A 19,633-nucleotide genomic window follows, 5' to 3' on the forward strand; every position below is an offset into this window, starting at 1 on the left:
GTGATGAAGGTTTCAGTGGTTCTATGCACCTACTCGCTGGACGTGTACGGCCACTTCCGCGAGGCCGCCGACAGCATCCTCGACCAGACGTACGACGACGTCGAACTCGTCATCGTCGTCGACGGGACGACGAAGGTGTACGACCGTGTGCGCGAGGACTACGGCACCCGCGACGGCGTCGTCCTCCACTGCAACGACGAGAACCTGGGATTACTGAAGAGCCGGAACAAGGGGGCCGAACTCGCGTCCGGCGATATCGTCGCGTTCACTGACGACGACGCGGTTGCCGACGAGGAGTGGGTCGCTGAACTCGTCGACACTTACGAGACCCACGACGCTCTCGCGGCCGGCGGGAAGATGACGCCCGCCTGGGTCGCCGGGAAACCGTCGTTTCTCCCCAGCGAGTTCTACTGGCTGGTCGGCGTCACGCACCGTGGGTTCGCAGACGGCCCTGGCGAAGTGCGCAACACGTTCGGCGCGAACATCTCCTTTCGACGCGACGTCTTTCTCGACCTCGGCGGTTTTGACCCGAACATCGGCGGCCGGAAAGGCGACAAGAATCTCCAGGGCGGTGAGACGGAACTTGCGGCGCGCCTCCGCAGGGAGTACGGGGAGGGCGTCCGGTACAACCCGAACGCGACAGTCGCCCACAAGGTGTTCGAGTACCGAACGGACCCCGTCTGGTTGCTGAAACGCGCGTTCTGGCAGGGGTATTCGAAGCGCGCGATGGAGACGCTCGTTCCCGATTCGACCGGCGAGGAGAGCGAGTTCCTCGGCAAGTTGCTCTTCCGGTTCGTTCCGGACCGGACGAAACGGGCCATCTCCGAACAGTCCGGCTCGCAGGCGCTCAAGGCGCTCTCGCTGCTCGTCTTCACCGGCGTCGTCGGCCTCGGCTATCTCTACGGGACGGTGAAATGGTGACGAGCGATACCGCGGGCGGGGATGCCGACCCTCGCACCGACGACGCCGGGGTCTGCGTCGTCACCCACCCTCTTGCCGCCGCGGGGGAGAACGCGACGCGAACGCTGCTGGAGATCATAAGCGCCGTCACGACGGTGTCGCTGATCACGGCCGACCTTCCCCGAGACTCCGCGATCCGCGACCGGCACGAGGTCGTCGAGATAACGCGGGAGGGTGCGGGCGACAACATCGCCGTCGCCGCCGTCCGCTTCGTTCTGAACCAACTGCGGATGTGTCGGGCTATCGCGCGGCGGGACGAGGAGGTCGTCCTCTTCTTCGGCGCGACGTCGTACGTCCTTCCCGTCGTCGTCGCGTCGCTTCTCGGCAAGACCGTCGTCCTCGAACCCCGCGGCGACGTTCCACTGACGCTCCGCCTCAACTGGGAGGAGCGCCTCCCCTCGCCGGTCGCGCGAGCGCTGGCTGGCGTCGTGTGGACGCTCGAACGGATCAACTACCATCTGGCGGACGCCGTTATCACGTACACGCCCTCGATGGCCGCGGAACTCGGCCTCGACGACTTCCGGGAGAAACTCCATCCGAACGGCGCGCGCTACGTCGACACCGACGAGTTCGACGTGGACGTTCCGTACGAAACGCGCGACCGAACGGTCGGATTCCTCGGCCGCATCGACGAGGAGAAGGGGATCCGGGAACTCGCCGCCGTCGCGCGCCGCCTGCCCGACGACGTGACGTTTCGCTTCATCGGCGACGGCGACCTCTCCGACTGGCTGGAAGCCGAACTCGCAGACGAGATCGCGCAGGGGTCGGTCGAACTCGCGGGGTGGGTCGACCACGACGAGGTTCCGGCGGAACTGAACGACCTCCGCCTGCTCGTCATGCCGTCCCAGCCGACCGAGGGCTTACCGACGACTATCCTGGAGTCGCTCGCCTGCGGAACGCCGGTGTACGCGACGCCGGTGTCTGGCATTCCCGACGTGGTACGCGACGGGGAAACCGGGTTCCTCATGACCGAACGCGACCCCGAGGCGATAGCCGACGAGATAGCGCGCGTGCTGAGCGAACCGGACCTCGTCGCGGTGAGCGGGAACTGCAGGGCGTTGACCGAAGAGGAGTACTCTTTCGAGGCCGCCGTCGAGCGGTACGCGGCGATCCTCGACGGCATCACGCGGTGACGTTCGCCGGGAGCAGCGCGACGGCCTTCTGTCGGACTCTGGTCGAGAGCACGACGAGCGTCGCCCCGTAGACGGCCCCGCCGACGAGAACGAGCGCGACGGTGGCGTAGTGCGACCCCGGAACGACGCCGGCGAGCGCATACACCGCGCCGGTCATCACCAGACTCGCGCCGAACTGGTGTGCCATCTCCCGGTAGGGAACGTCCGGCCGGCCGATGAGCGAGGTGAGAGCGAGATAGCCGAGGACGAGCGTTATCGTCGCCGAGAGCGCCGTCGCGAGCGCCGCACCGTACCAGCCGAACTGCGAGATGAGACCGACGTTGAGGACGACGTTCGAGACGACGAAGACGAGGTTGATCCGGAAGGCCACGTCGGGACGGTCGATCGCGTTGATCGCGCTGAGAAACTGCGCCCCGAACGCCGCCAAGGTGCGAGCGACGATGAGCACGAGCAGGATCGTCGCACCGCGGGTGAACTCCGGTCGGTAGATCTTGAGCAGTCGCGGGCCGATGACCGCCGCGCCGAACAGCCCGGGGATCGCGAACACGCCGGTGAACACGAGCCCTTCGTTGATGTAGTGATGGACCCGGTCGTAGTTCTCCTCGACGGAAAGCTCGCTCAGTTCCGGGAACAACGTCTTCTGAACGGAGTTGCTCACAAGCGCCAGTGTCGAGGCGAGCGTCCACGACACTTCGTAGATACCGATGAGCGCCGACGGAACGAAGAAGGCGAGAACGATCGTGTCCATCCACCCGAACGCGCGGGTCTTGATCGTCCCGAGCCAGGAGTATCGGGCGTACTCGGCCAGACGCCTGACGTGCTTACGCGTCGGCCGCGCGGGCCGAACCTCGAAGAGAAACACGCCGAGCACCGCGGCCGCCGCCAGCGACACCGCGTGGCCGACGAGAAGGCCCGTCAATTTGTACCCGAGCAGGATCAGCGCCACCTGAAAGCCGGTCCGGCCGACGCGCTCGACGGAGCGTAGGATACCCGTCTGGGCCACTTTCTTCTGGCCGTTGAGTGCCCCGATGACGGTTATCATCGCCACGTTGCCGACGACGAGCGCGGCGACGAGGCCGCTGACGGACGCGCCCACGTAGTCGTTGACCTGCTCGCCGAAGGCGACGATACCGACCGCGACCGTGGCCGCGACTGCGGCGTTCAGCAAGAACCCGACAGTGAGATACGACCCCCGGTCGGAGCCCTCACTGACGCGCTTGTTGACCGCGCTACCCACGGCACTCGCCGGGATGTTGAGCCAGAACAGAAGCGCGACGGCGACGGCGTACGTCCCGAGTCCGGACGCACCGAGGACGCGGGCGATAGCGAAGGTGGCGGCGAACCCGGCGAGCGAGACACCGACCTGCGACGCGAAGTGGATCAGCGTGGTTCTACCGAGACGCATTATTCCATGTAGCCGAGGTCTTGGAGTTGTTTTTGCATCGCGTCGGTGAGTTCTGAACCTTCGCCGGTTGCAATGAGTCGCCCATCGGTCGATAGCCACTCCGAGAGGGCGTCGTCCAGTTCAGACGCCGTATCCGGATGTTCGGTCGTGACGTCCGTGATTTCGTCAGGCAGTTTGAACAGTCGGGAGCGTCCCTCACTTTTCTCGTACCTGAACTCACTGGTGCGAAGGCTCGTGAGCATATCAGAGTGAAACTGCGTCGTGTCGAAATCCGGGTTTCGGTCCAGATAGGGCTCGAAGTTCGCCCCCTGGCGCTGCGAGATAACCCGTTCACGGACCGTTTGTCGCATATCGATTCCCTGTAACCCGTCGGTGGATGCGCCACCCATATCGGCGAGCGTTCGCATGAGATCGAGATGTTGAACGAGGCCGTCGGACGGATAATCGACGTCGTCGAGACCGTGAACCACCAGCGGCACGTGCGTTACCGCGTCGTTGATCACGATGCGATGGGCGAGCATTCCCCGCTCGCCGAACAGTTCGCCGTGGTCGGCGGTGATGACGACGACGGTGTCGTCCAGATCGAGCGACTGGACGTGATCGAAGAGTCGGCCGACCATCTCGTCGGTGTACGCGATCTCTGCGTCGTACATCGCCTCGATCGCGCGCTGTTCCGTCTCCGTGAGGTCGTAGCCGTCAGCGACGATCTCCTCCATGTCGTAGTGGACACGCATCGCGATGTCAGCCGCCTCCTCGGCGGAGATATTCAACCCGTCCGTGTATCTGTCCAGATACGGGAGCGGCGGATAGTAGGGACGGTGCGGTTCGTTGTAGTGAAGGTAGAAAAAGAACGGCTCGTCGCCGCCGAGGTCGGTGAACCACTTTTTGGCGACTTCGTTCATCAAAAACGGGGTCGCGTGTTTGGCCGTGTCGTGCGTTACTCCGGCGGAGTGGCTGCGAATGTTCAGGAAGTACTTGGCTATCGTCTCCGGACCGAGAACGTCCAGAAACGTCGAGGCGGCGAGCCACTCGAACCTGTCGAACCCTCGGTCGAGACCGGTGCCGGAACTGACGTAGGAGTTCCGGGAGAGTCCGGCCGTTGCGTATCCGGCGTCACCGAGCCGTTCGGCGACAGTATCGAGTTCCTCTGGGATCGATTCGTTGGCGATCCGTAACCCGTGGTGTGACGGGTACACGCCGGTCAGAATAGAGGCGGCGGACAGCGCCGTCGCGTTCCCCGCAGCAAAGCAGTTCGAGAGATACTCTCCGCTTTCCGAGTCCGCGATCCGCTGGAGGTTCGGCGTCGTATCGCGGTCGTACCCACCCATCGTGGTATGGTCCGCACGGACGCTGTCAAGGGTGATCCAGAGGATATTCGGAGGGGTCGCCATCGTTACGTAGTCCACCGGGAAGTTATTTCCATCTTTCCCTCTCAGTCGCCGTTACGGAGACGTATCGGTTCGATGAATACCGCTAGTTCAACTGTCTCGGATGACGCGTAGTATCCAAGACCTGTGAGATCAGGTCCGAGTTCCGTTCGAGTCGGGAAACCTATCGTTTACCGCGGGGCGGGTCTGATAACAGACGATATCTGATGAATAATGGTGAAGTAACTTACTTAATGGAGTACTGTTTACACCCGCGAAATGACTGTTGTCGTACTGGGTATCGACGCTCTAGATCCCGACCTCGTGGATCCAGCCCAGCATCCTCACCTCACGCTAGAGAACTACCGCTCTATCGAAACGATCTCCAGCAGTGCCGGCGAACCGAGTACGCACGAACTGTGGCCGACGATCATCACCGGGCTCAAACCGGCTAATCACGGATTAACGCTCGAAGATGACGGAGTCGCATGGGGAAACCCCCTTCTCGACGCCGGCAGTACTGCCGCTGACTACGTCCTTCCCGACGGGCTACAGAACCGGATCGGGGAATGGCTACTCACGAACACGGCGGCGGATGCGTTCCGGACTCCAGCGGACTACTACGAGGAAAACGGGATCGAGACGGTGTTTGACGGACGCGACACGAAACCGATCGGGATCCCGAACTACGTCGTAGACCCCGACGAAGAAGACCGCGAACACGCGTTACGTCGGAGTCTCGGCGACCTCTTCGAGCGCGACCAGTCGGCCGTAGGCGGACACAGTTCGTCGGACGCGGACGCCTTCTACGAACAGTGTATGGAGATGGCGATGATCCGACTGGCACGAACTCGCCGGGCCCTCCGGAACGGCGAGTACGAACTCGTGTTCGGCTACACGAGCGGCCTCGACCTCATCGGTCACGTGGCCTACGACCGTCCGGACCTCCAACACCGTGCGTACGAGGAACTGGACCAGTTCGTCGGTGAACTCCGTGACGACCTCGGACCGGAAGACGAACTGCTGCTGGTGAGCGACCACGGACTCCAGGACGGAGTACACACCCACGAGGCGATGGTCGCCACGACGAACGAACGGCTGGTAGAGGGCGTAGAGAGCGTCACCGACGTGCGAGCGGCCATCGACGCTGAACTCTCCGCGACGGACCACGACCGGACACCACGAAGGGATATCGAAGGCCCGGCCGATACCCACGACGGAGACGAAGTCCGCGAGCAGTTAGAGAGCCTCGGCTACATGTAGTAATCATGAAACCAAACGTCCTCCTCGTCGTCCTCGACAGTGTCAGAGCCAAAAACGTCTCCGCGTACGGTCATCACCACGAAACGACACCGTTTCTGGACCGCTTCGCAGACCGGGCGACGCGCTACGAACAAGCCCGGTCGCCCGGGGCCAAGAGTCTCACGAGTCATACGAGCCTTTTCACCGGCCTCCACGTCGAGGAACACGGCGTCACGTCGACCGACCACTCTATCGACCCTGAATACACTGTGTTCGCCGACCTCCGCGACCAGGGGTACGATACCGGTGTGTTCTCGGAGAACACCTGGATCACGGACGTCGAAGTCGGGCTGAAGGACGGCTTCGATACCGTCGTGGGCCCCCAGAACTCGCCGTTTCCGGACGCCGTCAATCCGAAGGAGTTCGTCGCGAAGGAAGGCCGCGGCCAGTACGGGGAGTATCTGAAGGCGTCACTGACGAGCGCTGCACCCGTTAAATCGTTACTGAACGGCGTCGCGATGAAGTTGGCCTGGGACCATCCCACTCTCGTACCCGACTTCCTCAAGGCGACGACGCCGGCAGACGTCTACACCGATTTCTTCCTCGACTGGCAAGCGGAGCGCACCGGTCCGTGGGCCGCTTGCATCAACTTGATGGATGGACACATCCCGTACGAACCGCGCGACGAACACGACCAGTGGGGCGGCGAGAGAGCGCGGTCGATCCAGAACGAGACGGAGGATCACAAGTGGGAGTTCAACGGCGGTCAGCGCCCATGGTGGCAGCGAAAGGCCGTCGAAAGCCTCTACGACGGTGCGATACGTCAAATGGACGCGGAACTGGAGCGACTTCTGAAGACGTTGGAAGAGCGAGGCGTCCTCGATGAGACGCTGGTTGTGATCACGAGCGACCACGGAGACGGATTCGGAGAGCCGAGTTTCGTTCGGCCGAACACTCGCGTGTCGGAACACGGCGTGGCGATCCACGAAACCCTGTTCCACGTTCCGCTGTTCGTGAAGTCGCCCGGCCAGACGGAGGGACGAACCATCGAGGAACCGGCCACGCTGACGGAGTTCCCCGCAGCAGTGCGCGCGGCAGTGGACGGAACGTACCGTGACGGTGACGAGTTCGTTCCGGACGGACCCGTGCTGGCGTCGGCGGCGGGACTTACCGAACCCCTGAAAGAACGTGCGAGTGAGTACGTCGACGACCTCACACCGTACACGGCACGGTCGAAAGCCGTGTACGAGACACACGAGAACGAGGTGCGAAAGCACGTCACGTGGCGCGACCAGTCGGCGACCGTCGGCATCCGTGACGCACAGACGGTGTATCTCTCGTCCCGAAACGACTCGGCATCGGGAACGGCAGTCGAAGCGGCGTTCGACGGTATCGACGATGCCGGCGTCAAAGCGGACGCCGGCGGCGTCGAGGAGGTAGACGAGACGACGTATCAACGCTTGGAGGACCTCGGCTACGTGTAGGACCGGAACGTTCGGAGAGAAACCTACTTTTATTGTAGATCACCGTTGCGAATACAGACATGCAAGCAGTCATCCTCGCTGCGGGCAAAGGAACCCGCCTCCGCCCGCTCACCGAAGACAAACCGAAAGTCCTCGTCGAAGTCGACGGAAAGCCGCTCATCGAGGACGTGTTCGACAACCTGGTCGACATCGGCATCGACGAGTTCGTCGTCGTCGTCGGCTACAAGAAAGAGAAGATCATCGAGCGCTACGACGACGAGTACCGCGGCGTCCCGATCACCTACGCTCACCAGCGCGAACAGTTGGGGCTGGCGCACGCGCTCCTCCAGGCCGAACCCCACGTCGACGACGACTTCGTGCTGATGCTCGGCGACAACATCTTCCGGGCGAACCTCGGCGACGTGATCCGCCGTCAGCAGGAGGACCGCGCGGACGCCGGCTTCCTCGTCGAGGAGGTACCGATAGAGGAGGCGTCGCGGTACGGCGTCTGCGACACGAACGAGTACGGCGAGATCGTCGAACTGATCGAGAAACCGGACGACCCGCCGTCGAACCTCGTGATGACCGGGTTCTACTCGTTCACGCCGGCGATATTCCACGCCTGTCATCTGGTCCAGCCGAGCGACCGCGGCGAGTACGAACTCCCGGACGCCGTCGACCTCCTCATTCAATCCGGGCGGACTATCGACGCGATCAGGATGGACGGGTGGCGGATCGACGTCGGCTACCCCGAGGACCGCGACGAGGCGGAGCGTCGATTGGACGAGACAGAGGCCGCGGATCACTGAGTCGGATCGAAACCGTCGGAACCGGAAACCACAAATCCCTCGTCGTGGACAGGTCGGATATGAACGTCCTCGTTACCGGTGGCGCGGGCTTTATCGGCTCGCACATCGCCGAACGACTCCTCCGTGACGGGCACCGCGTGACGGTGCTCGACAACATGGACCCGTACTACGACCTCGGGATCAAAGAACGCAACGTCGAACGCTGCCGTGACGCCGGTGACGACCGCTTCGAGTTCGTCGAGGGGTCGATCACTGACGAGGGGTTAGTTCGCGACGTGATCGCTGGCGACGACATCGAGTTCGTCTACCACGAGGCGGCGAAAGCCGGCGTTCGGACGAGCGTCGAGAACCCGCAGGCGTACAACGAGAACAACGTCGGGGGCCTCCTGAACCTCCTCGAAGCGGCGGACGACCACGGCGTGACGCGACTCGTCAACGCCTCCTCCTCCTCCGTGTACGGCAAGGACGACTATCTGCCGTACGACGAGGAGCATCCGAACTACCCGCAGAGCCCTTACGCGATCACGAAGCTGAGTTCCGAGCACTACTGTCGCGTGTGGGACAACCTCCACGATATTTCGACGGTGAGCCTGCGCCACTTCACCGTCTACGGCCCGCGGATGCGGCCGAACATGGCGATCACGAACTTCACGACACGGTGTCTCAACGGCGAACCGCCGGTGATCTACGGCGACGGTCAGCAGACGCGCGACTTCACGTACATCTCCGACATCGTCGACGCCAGCGTCGCGTTGCTCGATACCGACGCCGCCGACGGCGAGGAAATCAACGTTGGCTCGTCGGGCAACATCACGATCCAGGAACTCGCCGAACACATCATCGCGGAGACGGGCGCGGACGGCGACATCGAGTACACCGACGCCAACGAGGCCGACGCACGCCACACGCACGCCGACGTGTCGAAAGCGGCGGAGTTGCTTGACTACGAACCGCAGGTGAGCATCAGGGAGGGGGTCTCCCGGTTCGTCGACTGGTATCGGGAGAACCGCGAGTGGTACGAACCGCTGGTGATCAACTCGTGAACGTCTCTATCGTCGGAAGCGGCTACGTCGGCACGACCGTCGCGGCCTGTCTCGCCGACCTCGGTCACGAGGTCGTCAACGTCGACATCGACGAGGACGTCGTCGCGTCGATCAACGACGGCGACGCGCCGATCCACGAGGACGGCCTCCAGGAACGGATCGAACGGAACGCGGGCGGTCGCCTCCGCGCGACCACCGACTACGCCGCGGCCGCAGAGACGGACCTCACGATGCTGTGTCTGCCGACGCCGTCGGAGGCGGACGGCAGCATCGACCTCGCAGTCATGGAGGCCGGCGCGGAGGCGCTCGGCGACGCGCTCGCCGAGAAGGACGGCCGTCACGCCGTCGTCACGAAAAGCACCGTCGTCCCCGGCACTACGGACGACGTGGTCGGCCCCGCCGTCGCCGAGGCATCGGGCAAGACCGTCGGCGACGACCTCGGCCTCGGGATGAACCCCGAGTTCCTCCGGATGAGCACGGCCGTCGAGGACTTCCTCCACCCCGACAAGATCGTCGTCGGAACTGAACAGCCGTGGGTCCGGGACCTCCTCCACGAACTCTACGCCGACCTCCGGGAGGAAACGACCGTCGTCGACACCGGCCTGCGCGAGGCCGAGATGATCAAGTACGCCAACAACACGATGCTGGCGTCGAAGGTGTCGCTGGTCAACGAACTCGGCAACGTCTGCAAGGAACTGGACGTCGACGCATACGAGGTGTTCGACGCCGTCGGCCTCGACGACCGCATCTCCGACCAGTTCCTGCGCTCAGGGCTCGGCTGGGGCGGCTCGTGCTTCCCGAAGGACGTCGACGCCGTCCGCGCGGTCGCCCGCGAACAGGGGTACGAACCCGAACTGCTGAACGCCGTCGTCGACGTGAACGACCTGCAGCCCCGCCGGATGGTCGACCTCCTCGCGGACCACGTCGACCCCGAGGGCGCACGCGTCGCCGTCCTTGGCGTCGCGTTCAAACCCGGCACGGACGACGTTCGGGGGTCGCGCGCGATGGACCTCATCGGTGTCCTTCGGGACCGCGGCGCGGAGGTCGTCGCGTACGACCCCGTCGCGACCGAGAACGCGCGGGAGAAATACCCCGACGTGCGCTACGCCGACTCCGCCGAGGACGCGCTGGCCGACGCCGACGCCGCCATGGTCGCGACCGACTGGCCCGAGTTCGACGAACTCGATTTCTCGGCGATGGCCCGCTCGGTACTGATCGACGGCCGCCGGATCGACGTGGACACGGATGCGCTTGACGTGTACGAGGGATTGACCTGGTAGGCGGTGACGTGGCGGTGATCTAGTCGTCAGTGAAGAGACGACGCGGCAGGGGAACAGGCGCAGTAATCACGGCGACCGGCTTCTCGGTTCTCGCAGTGATACGGGCTCTACCGTGTGAGTACGACATCGAGGAGAGCGGACGCTCAGGCCGAACCGGACTGAGATGGAAACCACTTTACTTTCGAATCGAAATAGTACTACCACGTGCGACGCATTCCGAATCCCGTCCGCCTGCTGATCCTGGCGACGAAGTTCCCGGCGCGACTCCTGGCAGCGTTCATGCGACGCAGTCCGAACCCGGTCCGCCTGCTGATCCTCGTGATCGGTCTCGGCCTCGCCCGCGCTGGTTTCATCGACGAAGAGCGCGCGCGCCGGACGACGGATCTGGCCTGGCCGCGCATCGTCACCGGTATCGCCAGGATGTCGAAAAACGCCGTCGACGTGGCGATGGTCGGCGTCGCGCTCGGGTCGGTCGCTATCGCGGGCGTCGGATTCGCCTCGGCGTACTGGGGCATCGCGTTCTCACTCGGCGGCGGGTTCGCCGCCGGGACCATCGCGCTGGTCTCACAGCGCTACGGCGCGGAGGCGTACGACGAACTCGGACAGGCCATCCGGTCGAGCGTCGCCCTGGTTATCGCGGTGACGTTGCCCGTCGCCGCGTTGTTCTATCTCGTTCCGGCCGAACTCGTGTCCGTCATGACCGACGACCCCCGGACGATCGAACTCGGGGCCGACTACCTCCGAGTGCTCGCCTTCGGCGTCCCCTTCGCCGGCCTGAACCTGATCGGGAGTCGGATCTTCATCGGCGTCGACGACGCGTACACGCCGATGCTAGTTCGGGCGGGCGGGGCGACGGCGAACGTCGTCGCCAACGCCGCGCTCATCTTCGGTCTGGGAATGGGCGTCGTCGGCGCAGCCATAGGGACGGTGCTTGCGAACGTCCTCGTAACCGCGACGTTCGTCGGCGGCCTCGCTTTCGGATGGCTTCCCGGCAGAGGGGACCTCTGCGTACAGGTCGACTTTCGTGGAACCTACGCAGACGTCGGCGTGTTGCGGGACATCGTCACGATCGGTCTCCCCGTGGTCGGGCGGAACTCGGTGTGGACCGCCGCCAAGTTCCCCATGCTCGCAATCGTCGCGCTCTTCGGACAGAACGTCGTCGCGGCGTACGTCATCGCGCGGCGCATCTGGGGGATAATGAACACGCCGGGGTGGGGCTTCGGCCTGGCGTCCTCCAGTCTCGTCGGGCAGGCGCTCGGCAGCAACGACGAGGCGCTCGCCGACGCGTACGGCCGCGACATCATCGGGTTCGCTATCGCGACCTACGCCGTCGCAGCGGTCGTGGTCGCGGTATTCGCCGAATCTATCGTGATCTCGTTCGTCGGCGACGCCTCCGACCCCTCGGTCCCCGTCGCCGTGGCACTGCTGTATGCGGCCTGTATCGCCACTCTCGCGCAGGCAGTAAAGGGGGCGGCGGCCGGACCGCTCGACGCGAGCGGCGACACGCGCTGGCCCTTCTACAGCCAGGCGATCGGGATGTTCGGCTGCGCGATACCCATCGCGTATCTCGGGGCCACGACGCCGCTGGGGCTGATGGGTCTCTACCTCTCGTTCGTCGCGGAGACGACGGTTCCGGCGGCGATCAACTACCACCGCTTCGCGACGGGGAAATGGAAGTCGATAAGCCGAGCGTTCCGCCCTGACTCCGCCGTGGCTGACGACTGAGAGGAACTGTTGTACGTCAGTGCTGGAGTTCGCCGACAGGGGATCGCGAAATCGGGACACAGTCACAACAGTCCCTATGAGACCGGATCATGGCCGTCACTCCGCGCCGGAGGACGGCGGCGGTTCGCTGGCAGGCGACGACTCCTCGACGGGCGCTGGTTCGTCGTCGAGCGCCTGGGCATCGCGGGACTGCTTACCGTTCGTTTCCGAGAACGTCGACTGCTGATACCCGCCAGTCTCAGCGGAGAGCAGTTCGACGCCCTCGACTAGCAGCGCAACGGCGAGCGGCCCGGCGATGATGCCGATAGGACCGAGGCTGAGCAGCCCGCCGGAGAAGCCGATGAAATACAGGGTACTCGGGAGATTAGCGCTCCGGCGGGCGAGACGAGAGCGGATCAACACGTCGGGGAGATAGCCGATGAAAACGGCACCGGCGACCGCTATCAGCGCGGCGGCGGCGGCGTCGCCAGCGAGCAGTTCGTAAACGACGAGGACGCCGATGAGGACGCTCGGGCCGACAATGGGGAGGAACTGCAACACGCCGGCGACGACGGCGAAGGTGAGCGCTCCGGAGTAGCCGAGTGCGGTGAACACGACGGCCGCGACGGCGAACGTGCCGACCGCCGTCGCCGCCTGCAGGACGTAGATAGCAAACAGCGTGGACCGGGCGCGGGCGTGGAGCGCTTCGACCACGTCGCGGTACTCGACCGGAACAGTGCCAACGACCGCGCGATAGGCCCGCCGCTGACCGAGCAAGAGGCCGAACACGACGAAGGCAAACAGCGCGAACTTGACGGCGAGGACGGACGTGGTGCCGAGTAGGCTGACGGCGATATCTCCGAACGAGTCGGCGACGGCCGCCTGAACGTCGCTGACGACGATGACCTGCTGGAAGCCGAACGCGTCGACAGTGACCGACGGGGGGAGCGCATGAAACAGTTCGACCAGCTGATCGCGTCGCCGGTAGAGAACGAGTCCGAGCGGAGCAAACACGGCGATGGCAGCGCCGAACGCGAGCGACGACGTGACAGCGCTCGCCCACCACGGCGGGAGTCCGTGAGCGACTAACCGACGGTACAGCGGGGCGGAGACGGCGGCGACCGTGACCGCGAAAAACACTGTCGCCAGGACATCGCGAAGGATGACCGCCGCGATGACGGCGAGGAGAACGACGATGCCGGAGAGGACGTGTTGACGACTGCGGGACACGAACCTATCGTGACGCGGAACCGATAAAAACGCTTCTCCCGGACGAACCGCTCGCCGCGGCCGACCGACTATTCGCCGAACTGACGCTGTTCGGCCTCTCGGAGTTCGATCCGCCGGATCTTCCCGCTGGAGGTCGTCGGGAGTTCGTCGACGAACTCGATCCGCCGCGGGTACTTGTACGGGGCCGTCTCAGCTTTCATGTACGACTGGAGGTCGTCGATCAGGTCGTCGCTTCCCTCGTAGCCGTCCGCGAGGACGACGTACGCCTTCACGACGTTGCCCCGCTCCTCGTGCGGGCTGGCGACCGCCGCTGCCTCCGCGACGGCCTCGTGGTCAACCAGCGCGTCCTCGACCTCGAAGGGCCCGATGCGGTAGCCCGCCGAGATGATGATGTCGTCGGCCCGCCCCTCGAAGAAGAAGTAGCCGTCCTCGTCCCGCCGGGCGAGGTCACCGGTGCGGTAGTAGTCGGCACCGGAAGAGGAATCCTCTTCCGAGCCCGTACTCGCTTCGCTCGCGCGGACGCGAAACGTCTCCCGGTCGCGTTCGGGCTGTTCGTAGTAGCCGTCGAAGATGGCGGGGCTGTCGACGGGAACGGCGATCTCGCCGGTTTCTTCCGGTTCGGCCTCCGTCTCCTCAGCCACGTCGAGTATCGTCGTCCCGACGCCGGGCGCAGGTTTGCCCATGCTCCCGGGCTTTACGTCGATGCCGGGGTAGTTCGTCACCAGTGCGACCGTCTCTGTCTGGCCGTAGCCGTCCCGCGGCGTGACGCCGACGGCGTCCTCGAACGCCCGGATCGGCTCGCGGTTGAGCGGTTCGCCGGCCGACACGGCTTCCGTCAGGGCGAGGTCGTAGTCGGCGAGGTCGGTCTGGGTGAACAGTCGGTACTGGGTCGGCACCGCACAGAGGCGGGTGACTTCCTCCTCGGCCATGAGGTCGAGAAACGTCTCCGGGTCGAACTCGCCCTCGTAGAGGAACTGGGGCGCGCCGGTCGTCAGCGCGACGCCGACCGGGCTCCAGAACCATTTGGCCCACCCGGTGCCGGTGGTCGCCCAGAGTAGCTCGTCCGAGAAGTCGGTGTCGCGGTCGACCCCCCACCAGTACGGCCCGTTGATCCGCTCGAAGCAGTAGAGCCAGCGGTGGCGGTGGAGGACCGGTTTCGGCTTACCCGTCGTGCCGCTGGTGTAGTTGATCGACATCGGGTCCGACGCGCCGAGGTCCGGCCCCTCGTGGTCGGGGTTACGGCCGTCGACGAGGTCGGCGTACGCGTGCCAGCCCTCGCGGTCGGCGGTGCCGCTTGCGTCCCCCTCGTCGTCCAACACGATCACAGTCTCAAGCGGCGTCTCGGAGGAGGGTTCCGAGTCCGAGGCATCACGGCCCGAAGCGTCCGACGGCGTTTCGTCGAGCACCGGTTCGACCATGTCAGTCAGGTCCGCGTGGACGACGACGGTGTCGGCCTGGCAGTCGTTCGCCCGGAAGGCGATGTCGTTCGGCTTGAGCATCGACGAGCAAGGCACCAGGATCGCGCCGCGGGCGAGTGCGCCGATCTGCACGGCGAACGCGTCGGGGTGGCGCGGGAACAGGTGCATCACCCGGTCGCCCTCGCCGACCCTGAGGTCGGCGAGCGCCGCCGCGAAGCGGTTCGCGTCGTCGCGGACCTCGCCGAACGTCCGCTCCGCCTCGCCCCCGTCGGCGTCGCGGTATCTCACCGCGAGGCGGTCGCCGAACGATTCCGCGTGGTCCTCCAGGACGGACGGGAGGGCGTAGTCCGCGGGGATGTTCCACTCGAAGGCGTCGCACTCCCGTTCGTAGTCGAGCGACATACCCGATTCCTCAACGATCAACCATTTGAGTTTTGCGCCGAACCAGATATCGGTCCCCGACGCCGTCACGGCGGATCGGCGGGGTTAAAAACACCCAGTACAACCACCGAGTAATGAGACGGCGAACGTTTCTTACGGCGAGCGTCGGCGCGGCCAGCACTGCGCTTGCGGGTTGTATCACGCAAGACAACGATGACGGGGCCGACGACGACGACGAGGAGTCGACGCTGACGACGCCCGAGAGCTTCGACGGGACCCTTACCGTCGCAACGTACGAGTCGTTCGTCGACGCACCGAGTTCCAGCCCCGGAGAGTGGGTCAAAGAGGAGTTCGAATCGATGCACGACGGCGTCACGCTGGAGTGGCAGATAGCGGAAAACAGCGTCACCGAGTTCGTCCAGCGAGCGCAACGGGACGCCGAGATCGATGCCGACGTGTATCTCGGCCTGAACGTCGACGACCTGGTTATCGCAGACCGTGAACTCGACGAGTCGCTGTTCGTGAGCGCCGACAGGTACGGCTTCGAGAACCGGTCGGCCATCAAAGACGACCTGCTGTTCGACCCGCAATCCCGCGCGCTCCCCTACGACACTGGGTACATCTCGCTGGTGTACGACGAGAACGAGGTCGACGAGCCGGAGACGTTCGACGACCTGACGACCGACCCCTACGAGGGGACCCTGCTCGCACAGAACGCCCAGTCTAGCGACCCGGGCCGGGCGTTCATGCTCTGGACGGTCGACCAGTTCGACGAGGACGGCTACCTCGACTACTGGCAGGAACTGGTTGACAACGACGTCCGCATCTTCAGTTCGTGGGGCGACTCCTACGACGCCTACAGCGCGGAGGAGCGGCCGATGGTCGTCTCCTATTCGACTGACCAGGTGTACGCGAACCGCTACGACCAGGACATGAGCCGTCATCAGGTCGCCTTCCCGAACGGGCAGGGGTACGCCAATCCGGAGGGGATGGCCGTGTTCGAAGCGAGCGACAGTCCCGCGCTCGGCTTCGAGTTCATGGACTTCATGCTCTCGCAGTCGGCCCAGTCCGAAGTTGCCGTTCGCAACGTCCAGTTGCCCTCGACGGACCACGCCGACCTGGACGAGGAGTTCGACCAGTACGCACACGTGCCCGACGAAACCGTCATCTTCAGCTACGACCAGTTGCAGGGCAACCTGAACGACTGGGTCGACGACTGGGCGCGCGAGATAGCCGGGAACTGAACCGGGAGAGACGACCGTGAAACCCGTCGATCGAGGTGTGTCGTGGGTCGAACGCCACGCGCTGGGAGTCGCCGCCGCGGCGACGGCCGCCGTCATCGCGGTCATGTTCTATCTGCCCGTGGGGATCGTCCTCTCGGAAGCTGTTGGGATCGCCCCCGGATTCCCGCCAGCCGTCTCGCTCGACGCCTTCGCCGAGGTTCTGTCCGATTCGTTCTACGTGGGCGCACTCGCCGGCGTCGGCGCGGACCCGTTCGCCGTCGGCCGCCACGCCGACAACGTCGCGTCGTGGGGCGCCGCCTTCCTCGCCGGGGAGACCGGGCTGCCGTCGTTCGGCCTGTTCGGCTTTACTGCCTATCAGGCGCTCCTCTCGACCGTCGCGAGCGTCGCCCTCGGCCTCCCGGGCGCGTACGTCCTCGCCCGGTTCGAGTTTCCCGGCCGGCGGACGGTCCGTTCGCTGACTATCCTTCCTTTCATCCTCCCCTCGATCATGGTCGCCATCGGATTTATCGCCATGTTCGGTCGCCGCGGCGTCGTCAACGACCTCCTCGCTACGGTCGGACTCGGGCCGCTAGACGTGATGGGGACGCTCTCTATCGTCATCGTCGCCCACGCGTTCTACAACGCGCCGCTGGTCACGCGGGTGACGGCCGCCGCGTGGGAGAGCGTCGACGCCCGCACCGTCGAGACGGCGCGCAGTCTCGGCGCGAGTCGACGGCGTGCGGTCCTCGACGTCGTCGCGCCGCAGCTCCTGCCCGCAGTGCTGACCGGCGCGCTCCTCACGTTCGTTTTCACGTTCATGACGTTCCCTATCGTCCTCGCGCTCGGCGGACTGCGGCTGGCGACCGTCGAGGTGTGGGTGTACAATCTATTAGGGAACATGAACTACCGTGAGGCCGCCGCGCTGGCGACGCTCGAAACCGCGCTGTCGCTCGCGCTGACCTACGCGTATCTGCGGTACGAGGCCCGCCAGGCCGCCGGGAGTCGCGGGGCGAATCCGCTACAACGCGTCCCGCTGTTCCCGTCGCTCGGGGCGCTCCGTTCCCCCGTCCGCCTCGGCGTCCTCGCCTACGCCGCCGTCGTCGTCGTCGTGTTCGTCGGCCCCGTTCTGAGCATGGTGTGGACGAGCGTGACCGGCCCCGACGGTCTCACCCTCGCGTACTACGAGTTCCTCGTCCAGCGGCAGGCCGAAGGCTCCGCAGTCCAGACGAAACCGTGGCCCGCGGTGCGCAATTCGCTGACGTTCGGCGTTGCGACGCTCGCGGTCGCCCTGCCGATGGGCGTCGCCGCCGCCGTCGTGACGACCCGGCAGTTCCGCGGCCGCGCCGTCGTCGGTGCCCTCGCGATGGGACCGATCGCCGTCAGCGGCATCGTCACCGGCGTCGGTCTCCTGCTCGGCCCCGTCTTCGGCATCCCGCTCGGCGGCGGGTGGCGTCTCCAGGTGACCGGCGCGACGGCTATCGTCGCCGCCCACGCCGTCGCCGCGTACCCGTTCGTCACCCGCTCCGTCGCCCCGCTACTGGGCCGTCTCGACCCCGCGATGGTCGAGTCCGCTCGCGCGCTCGGCGCGAGTCGCGCCCGGGCGCTCGTGGATGTGGAACTCCCCCTGGTCGCCGCGGGCGTCGTCGCAGGCGCGGCCTTTGCCTTCGCCATCAGCGTCGGCGAGTTCGATTCGACGGTTATACTCGCGGAGGGGTCCCAGAGCTACACGATGCCAGTCGCCGTCGAACGCTACCGCGGCCGCCGTCTCGGCCCGGCGACCGCGATGGGAACGGTCCTGCTCGTCGTCACGAGCGTCAGTTTCGTCGTCATCGACCGACTCGGGGGGCGGTTCGAGCGTGGTTGACCTGCGCGTCGACGCCGTCTCGAAACGGTACGGCGAGACGACGGCGCTCGCGGACGTGAGTCTGACCGTCGCAGACGGCGAATTCTTCACGCTCGTCGGACCCTCCGGTTGCGGGAAGACGACGACGCTCCGGGCCGTCGCCGGATTCGAAAGCCCGACGACCGGCGAAATACGCTTCGGCGACCGCGAGATGACCGGCGTTCCGCCCGAGGAACGGGACGTGGGCATCGTCTTCCAGTCATACGCGCTCTTTCCGCACATGAGCGTCGCCGAGAACGTCGCCTACGGCCTGCGGTTCCGCGACCCGCCCGACGGCCAGTCAGTCGACGAGCGCGTCGCCGACCTCCTCGACCTCGTCGACCTCAGTGGGACGGGCGAGCGCGACCCCAGCGAACTGTCGGGCGGCCAGCAACAGCGGGTCGCACTCGCTCGCGCGCTCGCACCCAACCCGCAACTTCTCCTGCTCGACGAGCCGATGAGCGCGCTGGATGCCCGCCTCCGCGAGCGACTCCGCCAGCAGGTCAAGCAGATCCAGTCGGACCTCGGGATCACGACGCTGTACGTCACCCACGACCAGGAGGAGGCGCTCGCGGTGTCCGACCGTGTCGCCGTCATGCGCGACGGCCGCGTCGAACAGGTCGGCACGCCACAGGACGTGTACCGCCGCCCCGAGACCCGCTTCGTCGCTGAGTTCGTCGGCGAGAACAACGTGTTCGAGGGCCGGGTCGCCGGTCACGCCGGTGAGACGACGACGGTAACGGTAGACGGCGAGGACCTGCTGATACCCCGCGTCGACGCTACCGAGGGGGAGTCCGTCGCGTTCTGCGTCCGCCCCGAAGCGCTGTCGGTGGTCGACGGAGCGGCCGACGGCAGCGCCGGTGACACCGCGGACAGGGGGACTCTCGACGCCCCCGCGAACCGCCTTCCCGCCGATGTGGAGTACGCCGAGTTTCTGGGCGAGGCGGTTCGTGTCCATGCGACGTGGAACGGGCGAGATCTCGTCGTGCGCCTCCCGGACGAACCGAACGACGGCGCGCTGACGGTCGGGTTCGACCCCCGGTCGGCACACGTCGTCGAAGGTGACCGGTAGAACTTTCGTCGGTTGATCGAT

At 65.4% G+C, this 19,633-nt stretch carries 15 protein-coding genes; 11 read left to right on the forward strand and 4 right to left on the reverse strand.

What is annotated here, in order from left to right; genetic code table 11:
• Positions 1–3 precede the first annotated feature (3 nt).
• Both aglG and SM753_RS08685 read left to right on the forward strand, forming a co-directional pair.
• A complete protein-coding gene (aglG, locus tag SM753_RS08680; protein WP_323191293.1) occupies positions 4–921 on the forward strand; it encodes a glucosyl-dolichyl phosphate glucuronosyltransferase in 918 nt (305 codons plus the stop codon).
• Entirely contained in the window at positions 915–2,093 is a 1,179-nt protein-coding gene (locus SM753_RS08685) for a glycosyltransferase (RefSeq protein ID WP_323191294.1), read from the forward strand. The genes aglG and SM753_RS08685 overlap by 7 nt, the downstream gene beginning before the upstream one ends.
• On the opposite strand, the gene SM753_RS08690 is transcribed toward SM753_RS08685, so the two are convergent.
• Entirely contained in the window at positions 2,083–3,498 is a 1,416-nt protein-coding gene (locus SM753_RS08690; protein ID WP_323191295.1) for an oligosaccharide flippase family protein, read from the reverse strand. The two genes, SM753_RS08685 and SM753_RS08690, sit on opposite strands and share 11 nt — an antisense overlap.
• Entirely contained in the window at positions 3,498–4,889 is a 1,392-nt protein-coding gene (locus SM753_RS08695; protein WP_323191296.1) for a sulfatase, read from the reverse strand. Before SM753_RS08695 ends, SM753_RS08690 begins: the two co-directional genes overlap by 1 nt.
• A gap of 255 nt (positions 4,890–5,144) precedes the next feature.
• On the opposite strand from SM753_RS08695, the gene SM753_RS08700 reads away from it, so the two are divergent.
• From SM753_RS08700 to SM753_RS08725, 6 genes are all read left to right on the forward strand, one after another.
• On the forward strand, positions 5,145–6,128 hold the full coding sequence (locus SM753_RS08700) for an alkaline phosphatase family protein (RefSeq protein ID WP_323191297.1): 984 nt from the start codon (positions 5,145–5,147) through the stop codon (positions 6,126–6,128).
• Between the two features lie 5 nt (positions 6,129–6,133).
• On the forward strand, positions 6,134–7,591 hold the full coding sequence (locus SM753_RS08705; protein WP_323191298.1) for a sulfatase: 1,458 nt from the start codon (positions 6,134–6,136) through the stop codon (positions 7,589–7,591).
• 59 nt (positions 7,592–7,650) lie between these two features.
• Complete coding sequence (gene aglF / locus SM753_RS08710) at positions 7,651–8,379, forward strand: UTP--glucose-1-phosphate uridylyltransferase AglF (RefSeq protein WP_135535169.1); 729 nt, start codon at positions 7,651–7,653, stop codon at positions 8,377–8,379.
• A 59-nt stretch (positions 8,380–8,438) separates the two neighbouring features.
• Complete coding sequence (locus tag SM753_RS08715; protein ID WP_323191299.1) at positions 8,439–9,422, forward strand: GDP-mannose 4,6-dehydratase; 984 nt, start codon at positions 8,439–8,441, stop codon at positions 9,420–9,422.
• Entirely contained in the window at positions 9,419–10,702 is a 1,284-nt protein-coding gene (gene aglM / locus SM753_RS08720) for a UDP-glucose 6-dehydrogenase AglM (RefSeq protein ID WP_323191461.1), read from the forward strand. The genes SM753_RS08715 and aglM overlap by 4 nt, the downstream gene beginning before the upstream one ends.
• A gap of 279 nt (positions 10,703–10,981) precedes the next feature.
• Positions 10,982–12,427, forward strand: a complete 1,446-nt coding sequence (locus SM753_RS08725) for an MATE family efflux transporter (protein ID WP_323191462.1) — start codon at positions 10,982–10,984, stop codon at positions 12,425–12,427.
• A 96-nt stretch (positions 12,428–12,523) separates the two neighbouring features.
• On the opposite strand, the gene SM753_RS08730 is transcribed toward SM753_RS08725, so the two are convergent.
• Entirely contained in the window at positions 12,524–13,636 is a 1,113-nt protein-coding gene (locus SM753_RS08730; protein ID WP_323191300.1) for an AI-2E family transporter, read from the reverse strand.
• 68 nt (positions 13,637–13,704) lie between these two features.
• Positions 13,705–15,456 carry an AMP-binding protein gene (locus SM753_RS08735; RefSeq protein WP_323191301.1) on the reverse strand — a complete coding sequence of 584 codons (1,752 nt, stop codon included), beginning with the start codon at positions 15,454–15,456 and terminating at the stop codon, positions 13,705–13,707.
• A gap of 113 nt (positions 15,457–15,569) precedes the next feature.
• Between SM753_RS08735 and SM753_RS08740 the strand changes: the two genes are divergently transcribed.
• The 3 genes from SM753_RS08740 to SM753_RS08750 are packed head-to-tail and all read left to right on the forward strand — an operon-like array spanning position 15,570 to position 19,612.
• The gene (locus SM753_RS08740) at positions 15,570–16,679 is read left to right on the forward strand and encodes a thiamine ABC transporter substrate-binding protein (RefSeq protein ID WP_323191302.1); all 1,110 of its coding nucleotides are present in this window, start codon (positions 15,570–15,572) and stop codon (positions 16,677–16,679) included.
• Positions 16,680–16,695: 16 nt separating this feature from the next.
• Entirely contained in the window at positions 16,696–18,522 is a 1,827-nt protein-coding gene (locus SM753_RS08745; protein ID WP_369335339.1) for an ABC transporter permease, read from the forward strand.
• Positions 18,515–19,612: an ABC transporter ATP-binding protein gene (locus SM753_RS08750; protein ID WP_323191303.1), complete on the forward strand. Its 1,098-nt coding sequence runs from the start codon at positions 18,515–18,517 to the stop codon at positions 19,610–19,612. The genes SM753_RS08745 and SM753_RS08750 overlap by 8 nt, the downstream gene beginning before the upstream one ends.
• The last annotated feature ends 21 nt before the right edge of the window (positions 19,613–19,633 follow it).

This window comes from Halostella sp. PRR32, assembly GCF_034808085.1.
In the GTDB taxonomy this organism is placed as follows: Archaea; Halobacteriota; Halobacteria; order Halobacteriales; family Natronoarchaeaceae; genus Halostella; species Halostella pelagica.